The 25,057-nt window shown below is 69.1% G+C and carries 19 protein-coding genes and 1 pseudogene; 6 read left to right on the top strand and 14 right to left on the bottom strand.

Going from position 1 to position 25,057, the window contains the following annotated elements:
• Positions 1–11: 11 nt before the first annotated feature.
• Entirely contained in the window at positions 12–1,427 is a 1,416-nt protein-coding gene (locus K228_RS0118595) for a DedA family protein (RefSeq protein WP_025619796.1), read from the bottom strand.
• Between the two features lie 155 nt (positions 1,428–1,582).
• On the opposite strand from K228_RS0118595, the gene typA reads away from it, so the two are divergent.
• Both typA and K228_RS27450 read left to right on the top strand, forming a co-directional pair.
• Positions 1,583–3,451 carry a translational GTPase TypA gene (gene typA, locus K228_RS0118590; protein WP_025619795.1) on the top strand — a complete coding sequence of 623 codons (1,869 nt, stop codon included), beginning with the start codon at positions 1,583–1,585 and terminating at the stop codon, positions 3,449–3,451.
• A gap of 69 nt (positions 3,452–3,520) precedes the next feature.
• Positions 3,521–4,368: pseudogene (locus tag K228_RS27450) on the top strand (serine hydrolase).
• A gap of 54 nt (positions 4,369–4,422) precedes the next feature.
• Here the strand turns inward: K228_RS27450 and K228_RS0118580 are convergent.
• Together K228_RS0118580 and K228_RS0118575 are read right to left on the bottom strand one after the other, a co-directional pair.
• Complete coding sequence (locus K228_RS0118580) at positions 4,423–5,220, bottom strand: tyrosine-protein phosphatase (protein ID WP_025619794.1); 798 nt, start codon at positions 5,218–5,220, stop codon at positions 4,423–4,425.
• A gap of 238 nt (positions 5,221–5,458) precedes the next feature.
• Complete coding sequence (locus K228_RS0118575) at positions 5,459–6,457, bottom strand: TerC family protein (protein ID WP_025619793.1); 999 nt, start codon at positions 6,455–6,457, stop codon at positions 5,459–5,461.
• 519 nt (positions 6,458–6,976) lie between these two features.
• On the opposite strand from K228_RS0118575, the gene K228_RS0118570 reads away from it, so the two are divergent.
• Positions 6,977–7,276, top strand: a complete 300-nt coding sequence (locus K228_RS0118570; RefSeq protein ID WP_025619792.1) for an antibiotic biosynthesis monooxygenase family protein — start codon at positions 6,977–6,979, stop codon at positions 7,274–7,276.
• A gap of 223 nt (positions 7,277–7,499) precedes the next feature.
• Here the strand turns inward: K228_RS0118570 and uvrB are convergent, their stop codons facing one another.
• Positions 7,500–9,602, bottom strand: coding sequence for an excinuclease ABC subunit UvrB (gene uvrB / locus K228_RS0118565; protein WP_025619791.1), 2,103 nt, complete (start codon positions 9,600–9,602; stop codon positions 7,500–7,502).
• 292 nt (positions 9,603–9,894) lie between these two features.
• Between uvrB and K228_RS0118560 the strand changes: the two genes are divergently transcribed.
• Positions 9,895–11,328 (top strand): hypothetical protein, encoded by a 1,434-nt coding sequence (locus K228_RS0118560; protein WP_025619790.1) that lies wholly within the window; start codon positions 9,895–9,897, stop codon positions 11,326–11,328.
• A gap of 32 nt (positions 11,329–11,360) precedes the next feature.
• Here the strand turns inward: K228_RS0118560 and coaE are convergent, their stop codons facing one another.
• From coaE to K228_RS0118545, 3 genes are all read right to left on the bottom strand, one after another.
• Complete coding sequence (coaE, locus tag K228_RS0118555) at positions 11,361–12,341, bottom strand: dephospho-CoA kinase (RefSeq protein WP_188116218.1); 981 nt, start codon at positions 12,339–12,341, stop codon at positions 11,361–11,363.
• 161 nt (positions 12,342–12,502) lie between these two features.
• Positions 12,503–13,984, bottom strand: a complete 1,482-nt coding sequence (rpsA, locus tag K228_RS0118550; RefSeq protein WP_018251606.1) for a 30S ribosomal protein S1 — start codon at positions 13,982–13,984, stop codon at positions 12,503–12,505.
• Positions 13,985–14,342: 358 nt separating this feature from the next.
• Positions 14,343–15,182 (bottom strand): class I SAM-dependent methyltransferase, encoded by an 840-nt coding sequence (locus K228_RS0118545; protein WP_025619788.1) that lies wholly within the window; start codon positions 15,180–15,182, stop codon positions 14,343–14,345.
• A gap of 179 nt (positions 15,183–15,361) precedes the next feature.
• Between K228_RS0118545 and K228_RS0118540 the strand changes: the two genes are divergently transcribed.
• The gene (locus K228_RS0118540; RefSeq protein ID WP_025619787.1) at positions 15,362–15,940 is read left to right on the top strand and encodes a dihydrofolate reductase family protein; all 579 of its coding nucleotides are present in this window, start codon (positions 15,362–15,364) and stop codon (positions 15,938–15,940) included.
• On the opposite strand, the gene K228_RS0118535 is transcribed toward K228_RS0118540, so the two are convergent.
• Positions 15,937–16,632 (bottom strand): helix-turn-helix domain-containing protein, encoded by a 696-nt coding sequence (locus K228_RS0118535; RefSeq protein WP_018251609.1) that lies wholly within the window; start codon positions 16,630–16,632, stop codon positions 15,937–15,939. The genes K228_RS0118540 and K228_RS0118535 overlap by 4 nt on opposite strands.
• Before the next feature lie 189 nt (positions 16,633–16,821).
• Here K228_RS0118535 and K228_RS0118530 point away from each other — a divergent pair, with 189 nt between their 5' ends.
• Entirely contained in the window at positions 16,822–17,253 is a 432-nt protein-coding gene (locus K228_RS0118530) for a DUF3140 domain-containing protein (RefSeq protein WP_025619786.1), read from the top strand.
• Positions 17,254–17,261: 8 nt separating this feature from the next.
• Here the strand turns inward: K228_RS0118530 and polA are convergent, their stop codons facing one another.
• The 6 genes from polA to K228_RS0118500 all read right to left on the bottom strand — a co-directional run.
• On the bottom strand, positions 17,262–19,961 hold the full coding sequence (gene polA, locus K228_RS0118525; RefSeq protein ID WP_025619785.1) for a DNA polymerase I: 2,700 nt from the start codon (positions 19,959–19,961) through the stop codon (positions 17,262–17,264).
• A 140-nt stretch (positions 19,962–20,101) separates the two neighbouring features.
• Positions 20,102–20,812 carry an ABC transporter ATP-binding protein gene (locus K228_RS0118520; RefSeq protein WP_025619784.1) on the bottom strand — a complete coding sequence of 237 codons (711 nt, stop codon included), beginning with the start codon at positions 20,810–20,812 and terminating at the stop codon, positions 20,102–20,104.
• Positions 20,802–21,725 (bottom strand): ABC transporter ATP-binding protein, encoded by a 924-nt coding sequence (locus K228_RS0118515; protein WP_025619783.1) that lies wholly within the window; start codon positions 21,723–21,725, stop codon positions 20,802–20,804. Before K228_RS0118515 ends, K228_RS0118520 begins: the two co-directional genes overlap by 11 nt.
• A complete protein-coding gene (locus K228_RS0118510; RefSeq protein ID WP_033777085.1) occupies positions 21,715–22,887 on the bottom strand; it encodes a branched-chain amino acid ABC transporter permease in 1,173 nt (390 codons plus the stop codon). Before K228_RS0118510 ends, K228_RS0118515 begins: the two co-directional genes overlap by 11 nt.
• Positions 22,884–23,858 carry a branched-chain amino acid ABC transporter permease gene (locus K228_RS0118505; RefSeq protein ID WP_025619781.1) on the bottom strand — a complete coding sequence of 325 codons (975 nt, stop codon included), beginning with the start codon at positions 23,856–23,858 and terminating at the stop codon, positions 22,884–22,886. Before K228_RS0118505 ends, K228_RS0118510 begins: the two co-directional genes overlap by 4 nt.
• Before the next feature lie 67 nt (positions 23,859–23,925).
• Positions 23,926–25,057: branched-chain amino acid ABC transporter substrate-binding protein (locus K228_RS0118500; RefSeq protein ID WP_245603512.1), on the bottom strand; the 1,132-nt coding region annotated here is incomplete at its 5' end.

The raw sequence follows: 25,057 nt of genomic DNA, 5'->3' as shown, positions 1-25,057 counted from the left end.
CCGCTGTCCTGTCATCCGCCGGAGACCCCCTGCGGCGGGCGCGACTCGGCTGCCGCCGGGCCCGCCGGGTCGACGGCGTCCGGGGCCACACCGACCGCCCGGTCCCGAGTCACCCACGCCACCATGAACACGGCCGTCCACGCCACGCCCAGCAGCACCCCGGACAGCGCGCTGCTGGCGGTGCTCAGGCCGAGGTACAGCCGGGCGCCACCAACCCCCACCACCCCGGCGGCAGCGCCGGTCCAGGCGGCGACCGCGACCGGCCAACGAGCACCCCGGGACAGCAGCCACGCGAGGGTGCACAGGCTCGCAGCAATCACGGCGGTCTGGGTCGGAAACAACACCGGCGGGCCGGACCGGTCGGGTTGGACCACGTCGGCGGCGACCGCCAGCACCACCAGCGGCATACACGCGCCGACGGTGCCCACCACGCTGAGCAGGTCCGCCCGCCAGGGTCGCTGCCGCCAGGCCACCCCCGCCGCCACCACCGACACGAACAGGATCACCACCGGGCCGCGCAGTGCCGACACCGCGGCCAGCGCCACCTCCACCGCCTCCGGCGTACGACGGGCGGCGAACCAGTCGGCGACGACGCCGTCCACCACCGACAACCCGCTCCGCCGGACCACCGCGCCGAGCCCCCAGGCGACGGTGAGCCCCGCCAGGAACAGCAGCAGTAGGCCGGCAACCAGGTTCAGCAGCAACGTCCACCCCGGACCGAGGAAGCGGGCCAGCAGGCCGAAGAGCGCCCCGTACCGACGGGACAGGCCTCGCACCGGGGGCAGGCCGCCCGCCCGGGACAGCAGCGCCCGAACCGGGTCCGGGTTTCGACCCAGCCAGCGCCCGGCCAGCAGCACCGCCAGCACCGCCCCGAGCAGCACCAGGACCGCGCCCGTGGCCCGGCCGAGCAGGTGTGAGACCGTCTCGTACGACTCGCCGGCCAGGTTTCCGGCGATCACCGAGCCCCCCACCCAGGTCACCACCCCACCCAGGTTCCAGGGCGCGAACCGTCGGTACGGCATCTGCCCCGCCCCGGCCAGCCGGGGCACCAGGGTCCGGGCGAAGGCCACCCAGCGGCCGGTGAAGACCCCGCGGCCCCCCAGTTTTCCGAGCATCGCGTCCGCGCGGCGCCACCGATGTGGCCCGATGCGGGCACCGAACCGGCTGGCCCGCAGCCGGGGTCCGTACCGGCGACCGGCCCGGAACGCCACCGCATCTCCCAGCACACCCGCGGCGATCATCACCAGCAGCGCCGGCCCCAGCGGCAGGGTTCCGGTGTAGGTGAGAAATCCGACCAGCAGCAGAGTGGCCTCCCCGGGCATCAACAGCCCGAAGATGAGCGCCGTCTCAGCGGCCACGATCAACGCCGCGACCAACAGGATCAGCCCAGGCGGCAGCTCCTGCAGCCGGCTCAGCAACTCATTCACCCGGACCCCCGGTCACGAGGGTCAGCTTGCCAGCGGTCGATCGCGAGTTACAGGCGTTTCGGTAGAGATCCGGGATACCCCTGGGTCGGCCCACGAATGACTCGGGGTGCCCCCCGACGCCGCCCCGAATCCACGCAGGCGGAAGGATGGAGGTCATGCAGCTTCGCACCGACCTCCGCAACGTCGCCATCATCGCCCACGTCGACCACGGCAAGACCACCCTGGTTGACGCCATGTTGCGGCAGGCTGGCGCCTACGGCGCCCGGGGCGAGGTGACCGAACGGGTGATGGACTCGATGGATCTCGAGCGCGAGAAGGGCATCACCATTCTCGCGAAGAACACCGGGGTGCGGTACGTGCCGGCCGACGGCTCCGACCCGGTGACGATCAACATCATCGACACCCCGGGGCACGCCGACTTCGGCGGTGAGGTGGAGCGCGGTCTCACCATGGTCGACGGGGTCGTGCTGCTGGTGGACGCCAGTGAGGGCCCGCTGCCGCAGACCCGGTTCGTGCTCCGCAAGGCCCTCCGGGCGCGGATGCCGATCATCCTGGTCATCAACAAGGTGGACCGACCCGACGCTCGGATCAAGGAGGTCGTGGACGACACCTACGAGCTCTTCCTCGACCTGGACGCCGACGATGCACAGATCGACTTCCCGATCGTCTACGCCTGCGCCCGCGACGGAATCGCCTCCCTCACCCAGCCCGCTGACGGCGCTGTTCCGCAGGACAGCCACAACCTCGAACCGTTGTTCCGCACTCTGCTCGACACCATCCCGCCGCCGACCTACGACGAGCAGGCTCCGCTCCAGGCGCACGTCACCAACCTGGACGCCTCGCCGTTCCTCGGCCGGCTCGCCCTCTGCCGGGTTCGGCAGGGCACGATCACCAAGGGCCAGACCGTCGCCTGGTGCCGCACCGACGGCAGCAGTCAGCGGGTGCGCATCTCGGAAATGCTGATGACCGAGGGCCTGGAGAGCAAGCCGGCCGACTCCGCCGGGCCGGGTGACATCATCGCCGTCGCCGGCATCCCGGAGATCATGATCGGGGAGACGCTCGCCGACGCGGAGGACCCGCGGCCGCTGCCGCTGATCACCGTCGACGAGCCAGCCATCTCCATGACCATCGGCACCAACACCTCCCCGCTGGTGGGCCGGGCCAAGGGTGCCAAGGTCACCGCGCGGATGGTCAAGGACCGGCTGGACCGGGAGCTGATCGGCAACGTCTCGCTACGGGTCCTGCCGACCGAACGGCCCGACGCCTGGGAGGTACAGGGTCGCGGCGAACTGGCCCTGGCCATCCTGGTCGAGCAGATGCGCCGCGAGTCCTACGAGTTGACCGTCGGCAAGCCGCAGGTCGTCACCAAGGAGATCGACGGGAAGACCTGTGAGCCGGTGGAGCGGCTGACCATCGACGCACCCGAGGAGTACCTGGGCGCGATCACCCAGCTGCTGGCCACCCGCAAGGGCCGGATGGAGCAGTTGGTCAACCACGGCACCGGTTGGATCCGGATGGAGTGGCTGGTCCCGGCGCGTGGTCTGATCGGGTTCCGCACCCAGTTCCTCACCGAGACCCGGGGCACCGGCATCCTGCACCACGTCTTCGAGTCGTACGAGCCCTGGTTCGGCGAGCTCCGGACCCGCAACAACGGCTCGCTAGTCGCCGACCGGACCGGCACCGCCACCTCGTTCGCGATGATGAACCTGCAGGAACGCGGCACCCTCTTCGTGGAGCCGAGCACCGAGGTGTACGAGGGCATGATCGTCGGGGAGAACTCCCGCTCCGACGACATGGATGTCAACATCACCAAGGAGAAGAAGCTCACCAACATGCGCTCGTCGACCGCCGACGAGACGGAGAAGCTGATCCCGCCCCGCAAGCTCTCCCTGGAGCAGGCCCTGGAGTTCTGCCGCGAGGACGAGTGCGTTGAGGTGACCCCGGCCGCGGTGCGGATCCGCAAGGTACTGCTCGACCAGACGCAGCGGGCCCGGGCGGCGGCCCGCCGCAAGCACGCCAGCTGAGGCCACGCCGGGGCGCCGACACCGCGAGACGCGCGGAGGGCGCCCCGGCGTACCAGCTACCCTCAGTAGGTGATCTTCGTCGGTGTCGACGCGCGCCTCGACCGGATACCCGGCACCGTCTCGGCCTACCTGGCTCGCCTCGACGCCATCCCCACCTGGACCCGGCACCCGGACACCACCCACTACGCGGCCAGCACGATGAAGGTGGCCGTGTTGGTGGCGCTCTACCGCGCCCTGGAGGACGGGCTCCTCGCCCCGGAGACCGCCGTACCGGTCCGCAACGAGTTCGACTCGGCCCAGCCCGGCGCCGCCCGGTTCGCCTGTACCCGCCCCGCCCAGAACGACGACGACGTCTGGGAGCGGCTCGGCGGTACCGCCCCGCTACGTTGGCTGGCCGAACGCATGATTGTCCGATCCAGCAACCTCGCCACCAACCTGCTCCTGGACCAGGTCGGTCTGCCGGCCGTAGCCGACGTCTGGGCCCGGGCCCGAGCCCAACGCAGCATCACCGGCCGCGGCATCGAGGACTTCGCCGCCCGCGCGGGCGGCATCACCAACCTGGTCACCGCCGCCGACCTCGCCGCCCTCCTGCGCGACCTGGCGCTCGGCGCCACCCGGCCCGGCCCACTGGCCACACCGGAGAGCTGCGCCGCCATGCTCGACCTCCTCGTCGCTCAGGAACACCGCGAGGATCTCGCCGCCGGCCTGCCCGCCGGCACCCGGATCGCCCACAAGAACGGCTGGGTACGTGGTGTGCGGCACAGCGTTGGCGTCGTCTACCCGACGACGCGCCCCCGTACGTCCTCGCCGTCTGCAGCACCGGCGACCACCCCGACCGCAGCCGGGACGAGGATGCCTGCCAGCTCATCGCCGACATCTCCGCCCACGCCTTCGCCCAACGCCACCAGCTCGGCTGAGCCGGGCCGCCGCCGTCTCGGAGGGCAGCCCAGCCCACCCCGCCACGGTGTAGGTCACTCCAACAGCTGCGCCCGCAACGCCGCAACCAGTTCGTCGTCTACCCCAAGCCCGTCCCGGAGGTACGACCCGAACGACCCGTACACCCGCCGTGCCTCGTCGTACCCGGCGTCCAGGTACTCGTCGCGTACCTCCAGCACCGGCCGCACCACGGTGACGTCCAACTCCGGGCTCCGTCGACGCATCCCGGCGAGGAGCACCTCCCGCAGGCTCTCGGTGAGCGCATTGTTGGCGAGGTAGTCCGCCCGGATTGTGGCCTCGTCCACCCCGAGGGCGTGCAGCAGCACCGCCGTCAACCAGCCGGTGCGGTCCTTACCAGCCGAGCAGTGGAAGAGCAGGGGCAGGTTCGCCGTCTCCGCCGCCAACCGCACCGCCGCACCGTAGCCGGCCCGCGCCGACTCCCCGGTCACGAACCAGCGGTAGATGGATCGCATCGCCGCCGGAGTGCCCTCCTGCGCCAGTTCCGCATACGCGCTGAGGTCGTGGCCGAGCAGCACCGCCGACAGGTAGGTGAAGACCGGATGCGCCACGTCGTACACCGGCAGGTGGATCACCCGAGGCTCCCCCGGCAGCCGGTCCGGCGGGGCCACCGCCACCTCCGTGGCGTCCCGCAGGTCCACCACACAGGCCGGCATCAACTTCGCCAGCACCGGTAGGTCCTCGTCCGTCAGCCGCCCCAGCGCCGGGGTGCGCAGCAGCACCCCACCGCGCACCCGGCGGCCCCCCGCACCGACCAGACCGCCGAGGTCACGTGCGTTGGGCGCGCCCACCAGCGCCAGCTCCCGGCCGGTCATGCCGGTGTTCCACTCCGCCGACGGGCCCCACTCGCCCGCACACCCGCCGCAGTACTCCACGCGTCCACGCAGACCCCAATCGCCCGCCGATCCCTCCAGGGTGCCCGATGACGATCACCGTGGTACACCCCGGCACGGCGGCACCGACCGCGGCGGGCCGTTGCGCCGCCGAGCTGGACCAGGTCCCGAGGTCGGTCGGTCCTCGGTCGCGGACCTGGGCCAGGTCCGACGTGGGGTCTCAGTCGCGGACCTGGACCAGATTCCGACGTCGGTCCCGGGACGACTTCACCAGGCTTGCCACCGTCGCCAGCGTCAAGGTACCCAGGATGACCGTCAACGAAAGCCAGATCGGGATGTGCGGGGCCCACCCGACGTGCTCGCCTCCGTTGACGAACGGCAGGCTGTTGTCGGCCAGGGCTTCCAGCACCAGCTTGACGCCGATAAAGCCGAGGACCACCGCGAGGCCGTAGCTCAGGTAGATCAGCCGGTCCAGCAGGCCGCCGAGCAGGAAGTAGAGCTGCCGCAGACCCATCAGGGCGAAGACGTTCGCGGTGAACACCAGGTACGCCTCCTGGGTGATACCGAAGATCGCCGGAATCGAGTCGAGCGCGAAGATCAGATCTGTCGTGCCGATCGCGATCATCACGACCAGCATCGGGGTGAACACCCTCCGCCCGCGCTCGGAGGTGGTGAGTTTCGCGCCGTCGTAGTCCCGCGAGATCGGCAGTGCCCGGCGGCTCCACCGGATCAGCAGGTTCTCACTGAAGTCATCCTCATCCGGATCGCCCTGCCGAGCGAGATTGATCGCCGTATAGATAAGGAAGGCGCCGAAGATGTAGAAGACCCATGAGAACTGGGAGATCAACGCCGCGCCGGCGGCGATGAAGCCACCACGCATCAACAACGCGAGCACGATGCCGATGAGCAGGACCTTCTGCTGGTAGACCCGGGGCACACCGAAGCGGGCCATGATGATCACGAAGACGAAGAGGTTGTCCACCGAGAGGCTGTACTCGGTGAGCCAACCGGTGTAGAACTGCCCCGCCGCGCTCGGCCCGGAGACGAGCCAGAGTCCCGCACCGAAGATCAGCGCGAGGGCGACGTAGAAGCCGACCCAGAGACTCGACTCCCGCATGCTGGGTTCGTGTGGGCGACGACCGATGATCAACAGATCGATGATGAGAATCGCGGTCAGTGCGACGAGCGTTCCCGCCCACACCAGTCCGGACACGTCCAAGGCTCAACCTCCGGCAGACACGCAACAATCGGCACACCGTACGCCCGGGAGGGGTGGGTGTGCCGATGACGCCGACTATGGTGACTGTCGGAGGTCTCTTCCGCCACCGCCCCTTCCGGGGCGATGACCGACGGGGCCGGGTCAAGTCACCGGGTTCGGCAATCGACCGTGCTGACGACTCCATCGCGGGGGAATACTCCCCTCCGCCGTTCATTGTCGCCCACCTTGCGTAGCCACCGCACGTTGGGCGGCCGGTGTCCCCCCTCACCCCGCGAACTGCCTGGTCACGGCGGCACGGCGACTATGCGGGCGGCGCGGCAATGCGGGCCGTGCGGCAATGCGGGCGCAAGTACCACCCGGGAGGCTGTCGAGCTGCCCCACCAAGAAGACCGAGGAGCCCGGGCAGGTGGTAGGCGGTCCGGTTGGCCCTTGGCCGATCTTGACTACCGCCTCGACGCCATTGCGTCATCCGGATGCCCGGACGGTAGGCCGGCTCAGCCACCGTGCGAAGCTGCTCACATGGTGCTCGAAATCGCATTGATCGACATACTGCCAGGACACGAGGATGCCTTCGCAGCCGCGTACGCCGAGGGACACCCGGTGCTCGCCGACACGCCCGGCTGTCGCTCGGTGCGAATGACTCGCGGAGTCGAGTCCCCGTCCCGGTTCGTACTACTGGTCGAGTGGGACTCGGTCGAGGCGCACGAACAAAACTTTCGCGCCTCCGACCGGTTTGTCCGGTGGCGGGAGCTGATCAGCCCGCACTTCGCCAAGCCGCCGCAGGTCGAACACTTCACCGACGTGCCCGGCGGACGATGACTGCCCCGACGGCCGGTGTACCAACGGCCGGGCCGGTCGGTAGGTGACCAAACAGTGACCCGGGTGCGACCAACGATGTCACACCCGGCACTTACGGTATCCCCACACGCGCCGGCCGCTGGCCCCGATGCGCTCGGGGGCACCGGGTCCCGTTGGTCGGGCCGTGCCCCACCCCGAGTGCGCCGCTGACCCCGGTGACCCGCGGCGTGACATCAGACATGGGTCACGACACCCCTGCGGCATCCATCCCGCGCAGCTCCTTCTTCAACTCCGAGATCTCGTCGCGAATTCGGGCGGCCAACTCGAACTGCAACTCCCGTGCAGCGGCGAGCATCTGGCCATTCAGCTCCTGAATCAGCTCAGCCAACTCCGCACGGGCCATTCCCTCCCGGGCCGGCCCGGCGGCGGCTCGGCTGCGGCTACGGGTCTCCTTCACCGGTGCCTTACCGCGAGAGAGCTGCCGGGCCGCTCCACCGACCCGGGTGTCGGTCTCCTCCGCCTCCCGGTAGATGTCGTCGAGAATGTCGTGGATCTTCTTACGCAGCGGCTCCGGACTGATGCCGTGCGCCTCGTTGTGCGCGATCTGTTTGGCCCGGCGCCGGTTGGTCTCCCCGACCGCCTCCGCCATCGACGGAGTGATCTTGTCGGCGTACATGTGCACCTGGCCGGAGACGTTACGCGCCGCCCGCCCGATCGTCTGGATCAATGACCGGCCGCTGCGCAGGAAGCCCTCCTTGTCCGCGTCGAGGATGGCGACCAGCGACACCTCCGGCAGGTCGAGCCCCTCCCGCAGCAGGTTGATGCCGACCAGCACGTCGTAGTCACCCTTACGGAGCTCCCGCAGCAGCTCGACGCGGCGCAGCGTATCCACCTCGGAGTGCAGGTAGCGCACCCGAATACCGTTCTCCAGGAGATAGTCCGACAGGTCCTCAGCCATCTTCTTCGTCAACGTGGTGACCAGCACCCGCTCGTCGCGCTCGGTACGCAACTTGATCTCGTGCATCAGGTCATCGATCTGGCCCTTGGTCGGCTTGACCACCACCTCCGGGTCAACCAAGCCGGTCGGTCGGATGACCTGCTCCACGTACTCGCCCTGTGCGTGCTCCAGCTCCCAGGAGCCGGGGGTGGCCGAAAGAAAGACCATCTGGCCGACCCGCTCCAGGAACTCGTCAAACCGCAGCGGCCGGTTGTCGGCGGCGCTGGGCAGTCGGAAGCCGTGGTCGATCAGCATCCGCTTGCGGGACGCGTCGCCCTCGTACATCCCGCCGATCTGCGGGATCGTCACGTGCGACTCGTCAACCACGGTGAGAAAGTCGTCCGGGAAGTAGTCGAGCAGGCAGTGTGGCGGGCTGCTGGGTAGTCGGCCGTCGATGTGCATCGAGTAGTTCTCGATGCCGGAGCAGAAGCCGACCTGCCGCATCATCTCGATGTCGTACGTCGTCCGCATCCGCAGCCGCTGCGCCTCCAGCAGGCTGCCCCGCTGCTCCAGCTCGGCCAGCCGCTCGCCCAGCTCAGCCTCGATGTCACGGATCGCCCGCTCCATCCGCGCCGGCCCGGCCGCGTAGTGCGTGGCGGGGAAGATCAGTAGGTGGTCAACCTCCCGGACCACATCACCGGTGAGCGGGTTGAGGTAATAGAGCCGCTCCACCTCATCCCCGAACAGCTCGATCCGGACCGCCAGCTCCTCGTAGGCGGGAATGATCTCCAAGGTGTCGCCTCGCACCCGGAATGTGCCCCGCTGGAAGGCCATGTCGTTGCGGCTGTATTGAATGTCGACCAGCCGACGCAGTAGCTGGTCGCGATCCAGCTCCTGACCGGTCACCACCCGGACGGCACGGTCCAGGTACTCCTCTGGGGTACCCAGGCCGTAGATCGCCGAGACGGTGGCGACCACCACCACATCCCGACGGGTGAGCAGCGACATCGTGGCGGAGTGGCGCAGCCGCTCCACCTCCTCGTTGATCGAGGAATCCTTCTCGATGTAGGTGTCGGTCTGCGGGATATACGCCTCGGGCTGGTAGTAGTCGTAGTAGGAGACGAAGTACTCCACCGCGTTGTTCGGCAGCAGCTCGCTGAACTCCTTGGCCAGCTGGGCACAGAGTGTCTTGTTCGGCGCCAACACGAGCGTCGGGCGCTGCAGCCGCTCAATCAACCACGCTGTGGTGGCGCTCTTGCCGGTGCCGGTCGCGCCGAGCAGCACCGTGTGCCGGTCACCCCGCCGGACCCGCCTCTCCAGATCGTCGATCGCGGCCGGTTGATCGCCGGCCGGCTGGAAGTCACTGACGACCTGGAAACGGCCGTCAAGCCGGGGAATGTCGAGCGCCATGGCCCCACCGTACGCTCGGTGACCGACACTCCGGGGCGACTACCAACCTTCGGTGATCAGCTTCGATATTTCGTTGTCGCCCCCCACCTGGCGAGCTACGCTTCTCGGGTAAGCCGCTCGCGGCGGCCGACCGGGCCGGCACCGGGCCCAGGACGGCCCCCTACCCCCGGCACGTGGTCGCAGCACCCGATTCCGGCGTGCGCACCCGACGTGGTCGCGCTGACCGCGCTGACCGGCCGCCGCGAGCGCACACACGCGTCACCAGGGACCGGCCGACTCCGTTCAACATGCCGTGGAGTCCTCCGCCCGCACCAGCCGTACCCGCCGCACTCCCCGGCATCGGCCCCCGCCCCACACCCAGTCCGCCTCGACCGCCTCCGACGACACCCAGACCGGCCAGTTCCCCCGGGTCACCGGCCACCGCCGGACCATCCTCCGTACGCTCGCCGCGGTTTCCCTGCTCGCCGCCACAGCTCTGGTCCTCGGGCTGAGCTGGGTACCCGACCCAGCCGAGTCATCCCGCCTGCCAACCGCCGACGAGCGAACCCGACTCGCCGCGGTACGGGTCACCAACTACCGCGACCTGCGAGCCGGGGTACACCTGACGGCGGGGACCGGAGCCGCCCGAACCGACTTGGTCGGCTGGGTCGACTGGTCCCGCCCGCTGCTCTACCTCGATCTCGGTGGTCCGGGCATGGGTGCCCAACAGGGTCTACTCCAGGCGACGCCCACAGTGCTGCTGCTCCGCCCGGACCACACCACCCCGGCGCCCCTGTCACCAGCGCCCCCGCCTCTGGTACCCCCCGCCGATGGCTGGCGGCTGGCGACGCCGCCGGCTACCGACCACCTCCGGCCACTGCTCGACCTGCTCTTCGCGCTCGCCACCGACCGAGCCGACCCACCGGCGCGGGAGACCGCACGGTGGATCGCCAGCGCCGGTGGGACAGACGTCCTCGCCGCCGGGCTACCGCCGGCCCAACCCGGTGCACCAACCCCGTCCGCCACCGATGTCCACTGGTGGGTTGATCGGGAGGCGCGGCTACACCGACTAGAGGCCCAGCTTCCCGACCTCGGCCCGGTCACCGTACGACTGAACCGCGCCGACCGACCGACGCTACGTCCGGTGGAGGCCCTCGGTGGGCAGGCCGGCACCCCCCGGCCACTCAGTGCTGCCGAACGCCGCCGCCTGGCGTCACTCCCCACCCAACTCCGCACCGCGGGCGAGACGCGAGCCACGCTCACCGCGCTACTCGGCTCGGCAGCCAACCTTCGGGGGACAGGATGGATCAACTGGAGCCGACGCAGCGCATACCTCGCGGTGGATGACCTTGACTCCCCACGTCGGCGAACCCTGATCCGGCACGAACGTGGGCGCACCACCCAAACCGAGCTACCAGCAGCCATCAACTCCGGTGTGGACCCCGTGCAGCCACCGCTGCCCATCCCCACCACCGGCTGGGAGCCCGCTCCCGACGCCGGGCTCGCAGCCCTGCTTGACGCCGCGCTGCGCGCGGCGACCCCCGCCGAAGAGGGCACGGCGCGACGGATTCGGGGCGATCGGCTGGCCGACACCGAACTCGACGTGGTCGAGGTGGTGGCGGCCGTCGGCAAACCGATTCGCTACTGGCTCGACCGATCCGGGCTCCCCCACCGGCTCCAGCTCGCGACGGCGGCCGGGACCTGGGCGCAGGTGGACCTCATATTCGACGACGGCGCCGCCAGCTGACCCCTCGACGTGCACCGGCCGGGCGATGCTCGTCACGGCCGTCCACCGGGCCAGCCCGCCTCCCGGACGTAGAGGCGCACCGGGCGCGCCGGGTCGGCACTGCCGTGCACCCGTTCCGGCCAGCGTGGCGTATCCCGCCCCGTCTCGGGCAGCCGGGGAAACCCCGCGTCCGCGAGCTGTTCGGCCAACGCTCCGTCCGCGTCACCAAGGCACGGCACGGTGAGCTGGATCTCGATCACGTCCACCGGGTCGGGTTCCGGAACCGCCGTCGAGCCGATGTGGGCGATCCGCAGGTCCGCTGGGGTGACAGCGCGACGGATCCGGGCGGCCAGCCGAGCGTACTGCTCGGGCCAGCTCGGGTCGGCCTGGACGCGCTCGGGCCGGGGCGGCTGGGCCACCCGCCGGTCGCGGAGATTGACCGCGTAGGGCAGCAGCCGGTCGGCCCAGAGCGCGTCAACCGCGCGGTGTAGCTCGTCGCGGGTTCCGTCGTTGGTCAGCAACACGTCCGCTGCCGCTCGGCGATGAGCGTCGTCGGCCTGCGCGGCGATCCGCCGCCGCGCCTCGGCCGGCGTCATCCCCCGGTCGCGGGTCAACCGCTCCAGTCGAATCGACAGGGCCGTCTGCACCACGATCACCAGGTGGTACGTGGGCGCGAGCCCCGACTCGACCAGCAGCGGTACGTCGTTGACGACGACCGCGTCGGGTGGCGCCGCGGCTACCAGCTCGGCCGTGCGGGTCCGGACCCGCGGGTGGATGATCGCCTCCAGGGCGCGGCGACCCGGTTCGTCGGTGAAGACCAGGGAACCGAGCGCCGCCCGATCGAGCGCCCCGTCGGGGCCGAGCACCCGATCACCGAAGGTGTCGACGATCTCGGCGAGCCCTTCGGTGCCCGGCGCCACCACCTCGCGGGAGAGCCGGTCGGCGTCCACGATCACCGCGCCCAGCCCCGCCAGCCGGGCCGCTACGGCGCTCTTGCCCGCGCCGATCCCACCGGTCAGTCCCACCATCAGCACCGGACCAGTCAACCGGATCAGTCGCCAGCACGCCACACCGGTCCCGGCTCATCCCCCGTCGGCAGAAACGGCGGGGCCCCGCCGGCGATCTGTCGATCACCAGGCGGGGCCCGTCGTTAGTACCGGCTCTGGTTCGCCGCGGGGCGGCCAGAGCCCTTGGATCACTTGCCGCCGGCGAGCTTCTCCCGCAGGGCGGCGAGCGCCTCGTCGGTGGCGAGGGTGCCGGACGGCTCCTCCGCCTGCCGGCTCGGAGCCGCGGTCGTCGTGGTGGTCGGGCCGACGGCCGGCGGGTTGGCCGCAGCCTCGGCGTCGGCGGCGCGGGATGCCTGCACCTGCTTCTGGTGGGCCTCCCAACGCTGACGCGCCTCGGCGTACTGCTGCTCCCAGGTCTCGCGCTGCTTCTCGTAGCCCTCGAGCCACTCGCCCGTCTCGGGGTCGAAGCCCTCGGGGTAGATGTAGTTGCCCTCGGCGTCGTAGGTCGCCGCCATGCCGTAAAGGGTCGGGTCGAAGTGCTCCTCGCCCTCGACGAAGCCCTCGTTGGCCTGCTTGAGCGACAGCGAGATCCGGCGCCGCTCCAGGTCGATGTCGATGACCTTGACCATGACCTCGGAGCCGACCTGGACGACCTGCTCCGGGATCTCCACGTGGCGCTCGGCCAGCTCGGAGATGTGGACCAGACCCTCGATGCCGTCGTCGACCCGGACGAACGCGCCGAACGGCACCAGCTTGGTGACCTTACCGGGCACGATCTGCTGGATCGCGTGGGTGCGGGCGAACTGACGCCACGGGTCCTCCTGGGTCGCCTTCAGCGACAGCGAGACCCGCTCGCGGTCCAGGTCGACGTCGAGGACCTCGACCTCGACCTCCTGGCCCACCTCGACCACCTCGGACGGGTGATCGATGTGCTTCCAGGAGAGCTCGGAGACGTGCACCAGGCCGTCCACGCCGCCCAGGTCGACGAAGGCGCCGAAGTTGACGATCGAGGAGACAACGCCCTTCCGGACCTGCCCCTTCTGCAGCTTGTTGAGGAACTCGGTGCGCACCTCGGACTGCGTCTGCTCGAGCCAGGCCCGGCGGGACAGGACCACGTTGTTGCGGTTCTTGTCCAGCTCAATGATCTTGGCCTCGAGCTCGCGGCCGACGTACGGCTGGAGGTCCCGCACCCGACGCATCTCGACCAGGGAGGCCGGCAGGAAGCCGCGCAGCCCGATGTCGAGGATCAGGCCGCCCTTGACCACCTCGATGACCGAGCCACGGACCACGCCGTCCTCGTCCTTGATCTTCTCGATGGTGCCCCAGGCGCGCTCGTACTGCGCCCGCTTCTTCGAGAGGATCAGCCGCCCCTCCTTGTCCTCCTTCTGGAGAACAAGGGCCTCGATGTGGTCACCGACCGAGACGACCTCGGCGGGGTCCACGTCGTGCTTGATCGACAGCTCCCGAGAGGGGATGACGCCCTCGGTCTTGTAGCCGATGTCGAGCAGGACCTCGTCCCGATCGACCTTGACGACGGTGCCTTCGACAATGTCGCCGTCATTGAAGTACTTGATGGTCTCGTCGATCGCGGCGAGGAAAGCCTCTTCGCTGCCGAGATCGTCGACGGTGACCTTGGTGGCGCTCGAGGGGGCCTCGATGCTGCTCGTCATGTGGGCGGTTGCTCCGGTCGGATGGTTGTCATCACGGATGTGAGCCGCGGTGACCTATTCGCGCAAACGGACCCGCCGCCGGACACACCGAACGATCACTGCGCGGGATCATGATGTGGCTCCGTCGACCGCGCACCTGCTCCCTACCGAGGTACACAATCCGCGAGCGCGTCGTCTAGCCTACCCTCTGCATTACCACAGCGTGCAAGGCCTCCCACCCACTCACCATCGCGCCACCTGCAAAAGCGGATTATCGTCGAATAACGCGCCCGGCCTGTCGCCCGAATCACACCGGCCCCACCGGTACCAGCCCAGCAGGCGCGCACTGCAGCACCGAGGCCGCTCCCTCGCCCGCTCGTTACCAAGACCACGCTTCTGCCGCTGGGTCATCGGTGGCGGGCCGCTCGGCGACGAAGATGGCGGTGCCCGGGATCAGCCGGCCCCGCAACGGGCTCCACTGGCCCCAGGTTTCTTCGTGCCCCGGCGGCCACTCCGGTTCCACCAGGTCGCGAAGGACGAAGCCGGCGGCACTCAGTTCCCGGATCCGGTCGCCGACGGTGCGGTGCGCCTCAATGTAGGTCGGCGCTCCCGCCGAATCCTCTTCCACGTAAGGGCGGCGGTCGAAGTAGGAGTGCACCGCGACCAGGCCGCCCTCGCCGGCGTCATCCAAGAAGACCCAGCGCAACGGATGGGTAACCGCGAAAACCCAGGCTCCGCCGGGTCGCAGTACCCGAAACACCTCGCGCATCAGCGTCGCCGAGTCCGCGACGAACGGAACCGCACCAAACGCGGAATGCACGGTATCGAAGACGCCCGGCCCGAACGGCAACGCCAGGGCGTCAGCCTGTACGAGTGGCACCTGCACGCCCGAGCGCTCGGCGGCCAGCCGAGCCTGCCGCAACATGCCGGCGGACAGGTCGAGAGCCGTAACCTTTGCCCCCTGCCCGTCCAGCCAGCGGGAGCCCGCGGCCGCGCCACAGCCCAGCTCCAGGACCCGAGTCCCGGCCACGGCACCGAGCAGCCTCGCCTCCGCCTCCCGCAACCCCTCGGGACACCACACGAGATCAACGTCCCCGAGAAACGCGCCGTGCTCCGCCTGATAGCTGTCTGCGTCCTGGTCCCACCACTGTCGGCTCGCCGCTCGCCCCTCAGCCGCTGACACCACACGTCGGATGACCGCCGGTTCGGACTGCTGCATCCTGCCAACGGTACGGATCGTGGCAACCCGGGCGCGCAGCAGCCGTCGTTTTCGTCCAAGACCCCGACGGTGGCGGTGCCTAGCATGGGCGGCGCGCTCCACCACGGTGCGTCGGCCCGGCACCACGGCTGTTCGATCGACATGGTGACGCTGGTCGCCTACCCATGGGAGCACGAGACATGCGTGAGCTGGTCTACACCGGGTTCATCTCGCTCGACGGCGTCTTGGACTCCCCCGGCGGCGGGCCGGGTGAGGAGCACCGCAGCGGCGGTTGGGTGTTCAAGGACATCGAATTCCTACCCGAGGTCTTCTCGCTCAAGGGCGAGGAGCTCCAGGAGACCTCGGCGCTGATGTTCGGCCGCCGAAGCTACAAGGCGTTCGCGCCGATCTGGCGCGACTCGGACGACCACGCTGACTACCGGGAACTACCCAAGTATGTCGTCTCGACCACGCTGCCCGACGACGCCCTCGTCCCGGGATGGGGACCGACGACGGTCCTACGATCAACCGACGAGGTTGTCGAGCTCAAGCAGCGCGAGGGCGACGCGATATTCATCCATGGCAGCGCGGAGCTCGCCCGACGGCTCTCCGACGCCGGGTTGATCGACCGGTACCACCTGCTCTGCTTCCCACTCCTGCTCGGCGCCGGGAAGAGCCTGTTCAGCACGGCGGACAAGGCCAAACAGGTACTACGTCTGCGGGACACCGCGGCCTACCCGAACGGTGTCGTCAAGCTGCTCTACGACGTCGTCCGCTAACCCAGCTCCAGGGCGATCGGGCCGCCAGCGCCCGCGCGGAGTTGCCGCGCCGTACGGCCCACGTACCGGCGCAGCGCACGAGCCAGGTGCGGCTCGTCGACGTACTCGAGCCGGGAGACGACATCGGCTACCGGGGCGGCGGCGGCCAGGAGTGCCGCCGCCTCGCGTACCCGTTCGACCTGCCGTACGGCGCCCTGGGTGAGCCCGGTCGCCGCTCGGAATCGACGTTCGACGGTCCGCTGCGAAACCGTTGGCCGATGGCCTCGGCGGACCGCGGTGACGATCGGGTCACGGACTATGGCTCCCGTACGGACCAGGCGGTTTACCAAGGCCTCGGCGTCATCCGCGCCGGGAGTCTCCCAGCGGACGCCGGCCAGCCGGAAGGTCCGGCGGGTGGTGTCGGGAAGCTCGGCGCCGCCGTCCACAAGAGCCGGCGTCGACACGGCCCGTAGCGACGTGCCGACGGCGAAGTCGATCCCGACGAAGCTCGCGCCCTCCGGCACCGGTGCGGCGCTGGTCTTCGTCTCGGGTCCGGTGATGGCCGCGTACGCGATGCCCTGCCGCTCCCAGAACACCAGGCCCCAGCAGACCGTCGCTACCGAGGTCATCTCCACGACCCCGGTACTCGTGCCGGACCACACGGCGTCAATCCAGGACGAGTCGGACCCGCGGGTCTGGAGTTGTAGGGCCACCGGACGAGGATAAGGGGGCGCTCACCGTACCCTCGCTGACTCACCGGGAACTGGACAAGGCGAACCGGCGCACCGCGCGACCTGCCGTTCCCGGATGCCGCTTTGGCGGGGCCGTCGGGCCGTTTCCGCGGATCCGGACCGGGTATCCCGGACCTGGCCGGACCGGCTTCGGACGGGAGGTGCCACGCCGTGAGCCGTCGGAACGACCCGCAGCAGACGTACCGAGACTTCACCACGGCGGTGAACATGCGCCCTGGTGAACTGTCGACCTGGCTGGAGACCGAGAAGTCCAAGCATGTGGGCTGGCGGAGACGGGGTGACCAGGGCAGTGAGACGGTCGGCCACCGCTCCGGCCGACGGATCCTCGACCTGCTCCGGCGTCGGCGGAGCGAGCTCTCCGAGGACGACTACCGGCACATGCGGAAAGTCGTCGGCTATGTCCGCCGGCACATGGCGCAACGGCCCAGCGGCGACGTTCGGGACACCCGGTGGCGATACTCCCTGATGAACTGGGGGCACGACCCGACCAAGGGCCCGCTGCCGCCACCGGGAGGCCCGTCCCGCAAGGCGCTACGGCGGCACGGTGCCCCACCGAGGGAACGCCGGGGCCCCGGCCGGTAGCGAGCCGATCAGTGGTCGGCGCTGTTCCAGTCCCGCCCATCGCCGACCGACACCTCCAGCGGCACGGACAGCGGGTACGCCCCGCCCATCTCCCGCCGGACCAGCGCCTCCAGCACCTCCCGCTCCCCGGGGGCCACCTCGAAGACCAGCTCGTCGTGCACCTGCAGCAGCATCCGGGAACGCAGCCCGGCATCGCGCACCGCCCCGTCAACGTTCATCATCGCCACCTTGATGACATCGGCGGCAGAGCCCTGGATCGGAGCGTTGAGCGCCATCCGCTCCGCCATCTCCCGCCGCTGCCGGTTGTCGCTGACCAGGTCAGGCAGGTAGCGGCGACGGCCGAGGACGCTCTCGGTGTAGCCGTCGCGCCGGGCCCGGGCCACCACCTCCTGCAGGTAGTCGCGCACCCCACCGAAACCGGCGAAGTAGGTCTCCATCAGCCCGCGCGCCTCCTCGGCGGTCACGCCGAGCTGCTGGGAGAGGCCGAACGCGCTCAGCCCGTAGGCCAGGCCGTAGTTCATCGCCTTGATCTTGCGCCGCTGGTCGGGGGTGACCGCCTCCACCGGCACCTGGAAGACCGACGAGGCGGTCGCGGCATGGAAGTCGCGGCCCGAGTTGAAGGCGTCGATCAGGGCCTCGTCCGCCGACAGGTGGGCCATGATCCGCATCTCGATCTGGCTGTAGTCGGCGGTGAGCAGGCATTCATACCCTGCGCCGACCACGAACGCCCGCCGGATCCGCCGCCCCTCCTCGGTGCGGATCGGAATGTTCTGCAGGTTTGGCTCCGTGGAGGAGAGCCGCCCGGTGGCCGCCACGGTCTGGTTGAAGGTGGTATGGATTCGGCCGCCGTCGGAGACCGACTTGAGTAGCCCGTCAACCGTGCTCTTCAGCTTCGCCACGTCCCGGTGACGCAGCAGGTGCCCGAGCACCGGGTGCGGGGTCTGCCCGTGTAGCCACTGCAGGGCGTCCGCGTCGGTGGTGTAGCCGGTCTTGATCCGCTTGGTCTTGGGTAGCCCCAGCTCGCCGAAGAGGATCTCCTGCAGCTGCTTCGGCGAGCCCAGGTTGAACTCTCGCCCGACCGCCTCGTAGGCGCCCTGCGCGGCGGCCTTCACCTCCGCGGCGAAGTGCGCCTCCAACTCGGACAGGTACTGCGTGTCGGCGGCGATGCCGGTGCGCTCCATGCCCGCGAGAACCCGCATCAGCGGCAGCTCCACGTCAGCCATCAGCCGGGCCGACTGCTCACCGTCCCGTGACAACTCCGCGTCGATCGCTTCGGCGAGATCGAGGGTGGCCCGGGCCCGCAGCATCAGGTTCTGCTCGGCCGCACCGTCATCGCCCAGGCCGTCGAGGGTGAGCTGGCCGGTTTCCGGCAGGTCAACCCGCAACTCCCGGTGCAGATACCGCAGGGCCAGGTCGGTCAGGTCGTAGGAGCGCTGGTCGGGCCGGGCCAGGTAGGCGGCGATCTGCGTGTCTCTGGTGATGCCCCGGATCGACCACCCGCGGGCGGCGAACGCGAGCACCGCCGGCTTGCTGTCGTGCAGCACCTTCGGTCGACTCACCTCTGCCAGCCACCCTGCCAGGGCGATCTCGTCGGCGGCGTCGAGTCGGCCGGGGTCGAACCAGGCCCCGGCCCCGGCGGCGGTCGCCAGCGCCATGCCGGTCACGTCGGCGAGGTGCCGCCGGTTGGGCCCGGTGTCGAGCGTGACGGCGAGGCCGACCGGCGTGTTCGGTGCCGCGTGCTCCCCCAGCCAGGCGGCGAGCGCCCCCGGCTCGACGAGGAGCTCACCCGCCAGGTCGAAACCCGACTCGGCCTCCGGCTCAACAGCGTCCAGGTACTGGTAGAGCCGATCCCGAAGGATGCGGAACTCCAGCGTGTCGAAAACCTGATGCACCGCCTCCCGGTCCCAGCCAGCCCAGCGTGTCTCCGCCAGTGGCAGGGGCAGCTCTAGGTCGGTGACCAGGCAGTTGAGCTCGTGATTGCGGATCACGTCGGCTAGGCGCTCCCGCAGGTTCGCCCCGGCCTTGCCCTTGATCTCGTCGGCCCGGGCGACGACACCCTCGACCCCACCGTAGGCGGTGATCCATTTGGCGGCGGTCTTCGGGCCGACGCCCGGGACGCCGGGCAGGTTGTCGCTGGTCTCGCCGACCAACGCGGCGAGGTCCCGGTAGTGCTGCGGGGGTACCCCGTATTTCGCCGTCACCGCAGCCGGGTCCATTCGGGCCAGGTCGGAGACGCCCTTGCGAGGGTAGAGCACCGTGACATCGTCGTCAACGAGTTGGAAGGCGTCCCGGTCGCCGGTCGTGATCAGGACCGACATCCCCTGTTCGCGGGCCTGTCGGGTGAGCGTGGCGATCACGTCGTCCGCCTCGTAGCCCGCCATCTCCACCGCCGGGACGCGCAACGCCGCCAGGATCTCCTTGACCAGGCTGACCTGACCCTTGAAGTCGCTCGGGGTCTCGCTGCGGCCCGCTTTGTACTCCGCGTATCGCTCGGTGCGGAAGGAGTGTCGGGAGACGTCGAAGGCCACGGCGATGTGCGTCGGCTGCTCGTCCCGAAGAACGTTGATCAACATGGAGGTGAAGCCGTAGACCGCGTTGGTCGGTTGCCCCGTCGTAGTGGAGAAGTTCTCGACCGGCAGGGCGAAGAACGCCCGGTAGGCCAGGGAGTGTCCGTCGACGAGGAGCAGGCGCGGCTTCGTGGCTGTCACGGTGGCGACTCTAGTCCGTGCCGCCGACATGCCCGGGTGGCGGCACCGGGACGCCAGCGCGGAAAGCCGGATCCCGCCGTGGCCAGCAGCGGCCGGTCGTCCCCGGGCGGGACAACCGGCCACATGGGCGGCGACGCCGATCAGGCGACGCCTAGATACGCCTCCTTGACCGATGGGTCGTGCAGCAGGTCCTGGCCGGACCCCTCCTTGACGATCTGGCCGGTCTCCAACACGTACCCCCGATGTGCCCGGGAGAGCGCCTGCTGGGCGTTCTGCTCCACCAGCAGGATCGTGGTGCCCTGCTGGTTGATCTCCACGATGATGTCGAAGATCTGCTGAATGATCATCGGGGCGAGCCCCATCGACGGCTCATCCAACAGCAACAGCTTCGGCCGAGCCATCAACGCCCGCCCGACCGCGAGCATCTGCTGTTCGCCACCGGAGAGCGTCCCCCCCAGCTGACGACGCCGCTCCGCCAGCCGCGGGAACAGCTCGAACACCCGCTCCAGGTCGGCGGTGATCCCCGCGTGGTCCCGCCGGGTGTACGCCCCCATGTCGAGGTTGTCCAGGACCGTCATGCCCGGGAAGATGCCCCGCCCCTCGGGCGACTGGCAGATGCCCCGCCGTACCCGTAGGTCGGCTCGGAGGTTGGTGATGTCCTCCCCGTTGAACCGGATCGTTCCCCGGCTCGCCGGCCGGAGTCCGGAAATTGCCCGCATGGTGGTGGTCTTACCCGCACCGTTCGCGCCGATGAGAGCAACCACCTCACCCTCATTGACGTGCAGGCTGATCCCGTGTAGCGCCTCGATCCGGCCGTACCGGAGGGTCAGATCGTTAATCTCAAGCAGCATCTGCGGGCTCCCCCAGGTACGCCGCGATCACCTTCGGGTCATCCCGCACCTCGGCGGGTGCCCCCTCAGCGATCTTCTTACCGAACTCCAACACCACGATCCGGTCGGTGACCCCCATGACGAGGCGCATGTCGTGCTCGATGAGCAGCACCGTGAAACCGCGATCCCGAATCCTGCGGATCAGTTCGAGGAGTTCCTCCTTCTCCGCCGGATTGAAGCCGGCGGCCGGCTCGTCCAGGCAGAGCAACTTCGGCTCGGTGGCCAGCGCCCGCGCGATCTCCAACCGGCGTTGGTAACCGTAAGGGAGGTTGCGGGCAAGGTCGTTGGCGCGGTCATCAATGCCGACGAAGCGCAGCAGTTCGTATGCCTTACGCTCGCCGGCGCGCTCCTCGAGCGTGTGCCGGGAGATACCGAACACCTGAGCCGAGGAGCGGCGAACCTGCTGCCAGAACCGCACCAGCCCGTTGGTCGAGTCGACCGTGGGCAACTCCTCCGGCTTCGGCTTGACCCGATACAGCCGGAACAGCGCACCGACCACACTGGTGCGGTGCTGGGAGTCCGCCCCAACCAGCACGTTCTCCAGCGCGGTCATCTCCGGGAAGAGCCGGATGTTCTGGAACGTCCGGGCGATTCCCATCTGGTTGATCCGGTGCGGCTTCCGTCCGCTGACCTGCTGTCCGTCGAACCGAACCTCACCGGAGGTCGGCCGGTAGACCCCGGTCATCGCGTTGAAGCAGGTGGTCTTGCCAGCCCCGTTCGGACCGATGAGCCCGAGGATCTCACCCCTGTGCAGGTTGAAACTTAGATCGTCCAGCGCCACCACACCGCCAAAGCGGAGCGTGACCCCATCCACCTCAAGCAGCACCTCGGGCTTGGCCGCGTCCTCGGGCGATGTCTTCTGCTTAGGCAACATTTACCGGAGCCTCCTTCGCCCTGTCCTGCAGCTCGCGCGTTCGTCGCCGACTCGGCAACAGGCCCTGCGGGCGCAGCAGCATGATGAGTACCAATGCTAGGCCGAAGGCGAGGACCCGGTACTCCGAGAAGTCGCGGAACCGCTCCGGCAGGTACGCGAGCAGGAAGGCGCCGACCGCCACACCCGCCATGTTGCCGGAGCCACCGACCACCACCATCGCGACGAACAGAATGGAGAGCTGGACGTTGAAGGTCTCGGGCTGGATGAAGGCCGACCGGCTGGCGAAGAGCAAACCGGAGAACCCGCCCAGGGCGGCACCGATCGCGAACGCCCAGAGCTTGAACTTGAACGGGTAGACGCCCATCACCGCGGCGGCGTCCTCATCCTCCCGGATGGCCAGCCACGACCGCCCCACCCGGCTGTGTTCCAGCCGCCGGACCAGCAGGACCATCAGCAGCACCACGCTCAACGCCAGCCAGTACCAGGGCTTGATGTCGAGCAGACCGAAGACCTTGTTGTCGGGCGACGGTGGGCCCTCCGGGCCGGGAATGCCGGGCACGCCCTGCGCCTCGCCGGCCCACCCCGAGTTCTTCGCGACGATCCGAATGATCTCGCCGAAGCCCAACGTCACGATGGCCAGGTAGTCACCCCGAAGCCGCAGCGTCGGCCAACCGAGCAGGACGCCCGCGACCAACGAGAAGGCCAACGCGATCGGGATGCAGATCGCCCATGCGATCGCCCAGTCCTGGGAGAGGCCGAACTGATCCTGCAACGCCCCCACAACCGGCGACTCGGCCGACCCGAACAGCGCCACGCTGTAGGCGCCCACCGCGTAGAAGCCCACGTAGCCGAGGTCGAGCAGACCAGCCAGCCCGATCACGACATTGAGCCCGATCGCCACCAGGACGTAGAGGGCGCAGACGAAGAGCACCCCAGCCCAGTTGGCACCGCCATCGATGGAGTCGGTCCGGAACCAGTCAAGCCCCGGGATGATCAGATTCGTCCCCGGGATGTCGCCGAGGAACGGCAGGTAGTAGAGGAAGGCAACGCCCGCGAGCAGTGTCAGCCAACGCTGCCAACGAGGCAGCGCACGCCACCGGTCGCCCATGCCCCCCAGAACGTGTCGGCGCCGCTCGTTGAATTGTCGTAGTGCCTCTGTCATGCCCTCGCCTTTCCGAGAGACTCACCGAGCAGGCCGGTCGGGCGGAAGATCAGCACCACCACGAGCACCACGAAGGCGGCCACATCCTCCCAGGTGGATCGAGTCAGCGTCGCCGCGTACACCTCGATGACCCCGAGTAGTAGGCCACCGAGCAGCGCGCCGCGGAGGTTACCGATACCACCGAGTACCGCCGCGGTGAACGCCTTCAGCCCGACCACGAAGCCGATGTCGAACTTGGTGATCCCGTACCGCATGTTCCACAACAGGGCCGCGGCGCCCGCCATCAGACCACCCAGGACGAAGACCAGCATGATCACTCGGTCCTGGTGCACTCCCATCAGCGCGGCGGTGTCTGGGCTCTGTGCCACGGCCCGCACCCCACGGCCGTACCGCGTCCGGTTGATGAACTGGTCCAACCCGTAGAGCATCGCGAGGGCGGAGGCCACCATGATGATCTGCACGTTGGTGATGTCGGCACCCGCCACCGAGAGCACTGTCTCCTGCTTCAGCAGCGGCGGAATCCCGATCACGAGTCGGTTCTCGGTGAAGCCACGCCCCGAGAAAAACCCTGCCATCCACAGCGCGAAGATCTCCACCAGGACGAGCGAGAGCCCGATGGCGGTAATCAGGAAGATCAGCGGCGGCGCGTTCATCCGGCGTAGTCGCCGGTAGGCGACCCGTTCGACGGTGAGCGCGGTGGCGCCCGAGGCCAGCGCACCGACCACCAGACCGATGAGCAGGTAGACGATCGCCATGCCGATCGGAGGGTTGTCGGCCACCCCGAGCAACGACCAGGTACCGAGGATCGCGAAGGTACCCACCATGAAGATCTCAGAGTGCGCGAAGTTGATCAGACGGAGCACACCATAGACGAGCGTGTACCCCAGGGCGACGAGGGCATAGATCGCCCCCTTGGACAAGCCGTCAACAGTGTGCTGGGCTAGGTCGCCGAATAAGGCATCGAAATTCACGGGTTTCTCCCCTTTGGCACCGTTACGCGGCCGGGGAAAGCCCCGGCCGCGCAACGGTCATCCTGGCTCAGCTGAGCTTGATCTCCTGCTGGGCCGTGATCTCACCGCCCTTGATCTCGTAGGCCCAGATCACCACCCGGGACTTGTCCACGTCACCGTTGTCGGCGAACTTGAGGGACTTCGAGACCCCCTCCTTGTCATAGGAGTCGACCCACGCCAGCAGATCCGCACGCGTCGTGTTGCCCTCGGCCAGGCCCTCGATCAACACGTTCGCGGCGTCGAAACCCTCGGCACCGTAGGAGCCCGGAGGATTGCCGTACTCCGCTTCGAAGTCAGCCGCGAAGGTGCCACCGGCCTTGTCCGGCGGCAGGCACGGGCAGGTCACGATCACACCCTCGGCACTGGCCCCGGCGCCCTCCGGGAAAGACGGGTCGTAGAGACCGTCGAAGCCGAGGAAGGTCGTCGTGATGCCGGCCTCCCGCATCTGCTTCACCAGCGGAGCCGCCTCGTTCGTGTAGCCGCCGTACGCGATCGCATCCGGCGCGGCAGCCTTGATCTTCGAGATGGTGGCGGCGAAGTTGACCTGCTTCTCCTGCACCTGGTCGGTGCCGCCCGCCAACGCACCAAGGGCCTTGGTCAACTCGTCGGCGATGCCGGCGCCGTAGGTGGTGCCATCATTGATCACGAAGACCTTTTTGGCCTGCACGACATCCCGAAGGTAGACGGCCGCGGCGGCACCCTGGACCGCGTCGTTACCGACCACCCGGTGGAACACCTCGTTACCACCCGCGGTCAGCTCGATCGCGGTCGCCGACGGGCTGACCATCACCATCTCGGCCGCCTCGTAGACCGCCATCGTCGCCTTGCTCTCACCGGAGAACGCGCCACCGATGACGCCCAGGAAGGACTCGTCGCCGGTGACCTGGTTCGCGACCGGCGTGGCCTGGGTCGGGTCACCCTGGGTGTCGAACTCCTGCAAGGTCACCTCGCAGTCCGGGTTCGCCTCGTTGTGCTGATCCACCGCAAGCTTTGCGCCGTCGCGCGACGGAATCACCAGACCCGAGTTCGGGCCGCTGAAGGCACCGAAGATGGCGATCTTGCCACCGCAGTCACTGCTGCCGCCGGCGTTGTCCTCCTCCGCCTGACAGCCCGCCGCGGCAATGAGGGCCGCCGACAACCCAATGGCGCCGAGCGCCCGT

The sequence above is a fragment of the Salinispora cortesiana genome (genome assembly GCF_000484695.1).
GTDB lineage: Bacteria > Actinomycetota > Actinomycetes > Mycobacteriales > Micromonosporaceae > Micromonospora > Micromonospora cortesiana.
This window is presented reverse-complemented; position numbering and strand designations above follow the sequence as displayed.

Bases quoted from the DNA above. Each gene is read 5' to 3' on its own strand.
- K228_RS0118510 (WP_033777085.1), bottom strand. From the start codon at position 22,887: ATGACAGAGGCACTACGACAATTCAACGAGCGGCGCCGACACGTTCTG.
- K228_RS0118570 (WP_025619792.1), top strand. From the start codon at position 6,977: ATGGTGCTCGAAATCGCATTGATCGACATACTGCCAGGACACGAGGAT.
- K228_RS0118515 (WP_025619783.1), bottom strand. From the start codon at position 21,725: ATGTTGCCTAAGCAGAAGACATCGCCCGAGGACGCGGCCAAGCCCGAG.
- rpsA (WP_018251606.1), bottom strand. From the start codon at position 13,984: ATGACGAGCAGCATCGAGGCCCCCTCGAGCGCCACCAAGGTCACCGTC.
- typA (WP_025619795.1), top strand. From the start codon at position 1,583: ATGCAGCTTCGCACCGACCTCCGCAACGTCGCCATCATCGCCCACGTC.
- K228_RS0118520 (WP_025619784.1), bottom strand. From the start codon at position 20,812: ATGCTGCTTGAGATTAACGATCTGACCCTCCGGTACGGCCGGATCGAG.
- K228_RS0118580 (WP_025619794.1), bottom strand. From the start codon at position 5,220: ATGACCGGCCGGGAGCTGGCGCTGGTGGGCGCGCCCAACGCACGTGAC.
- K228_RS0118545 (WP_025619788.1), bottom strand. From the start codon at position 15,182: ATGCAGCAGTCCGAACCGGCGGTCATCCGACGTGTGGTGTCAGCGGCT.
- uvrB (WP_025619791.1), bottom strand. From the start codon at position 9,602: ATGGCGCTCGACATTCCCCGGCTTGACGGCCGTTTCCAGGTCGTCAGT.
- K228_RS0118540 (WP_025619787.1), top strand. From the start codon at position 15,362: ATGCGTGAGCTGGTCTACACCGGGTTCATCTCGCTCGACGGCGTCTTG.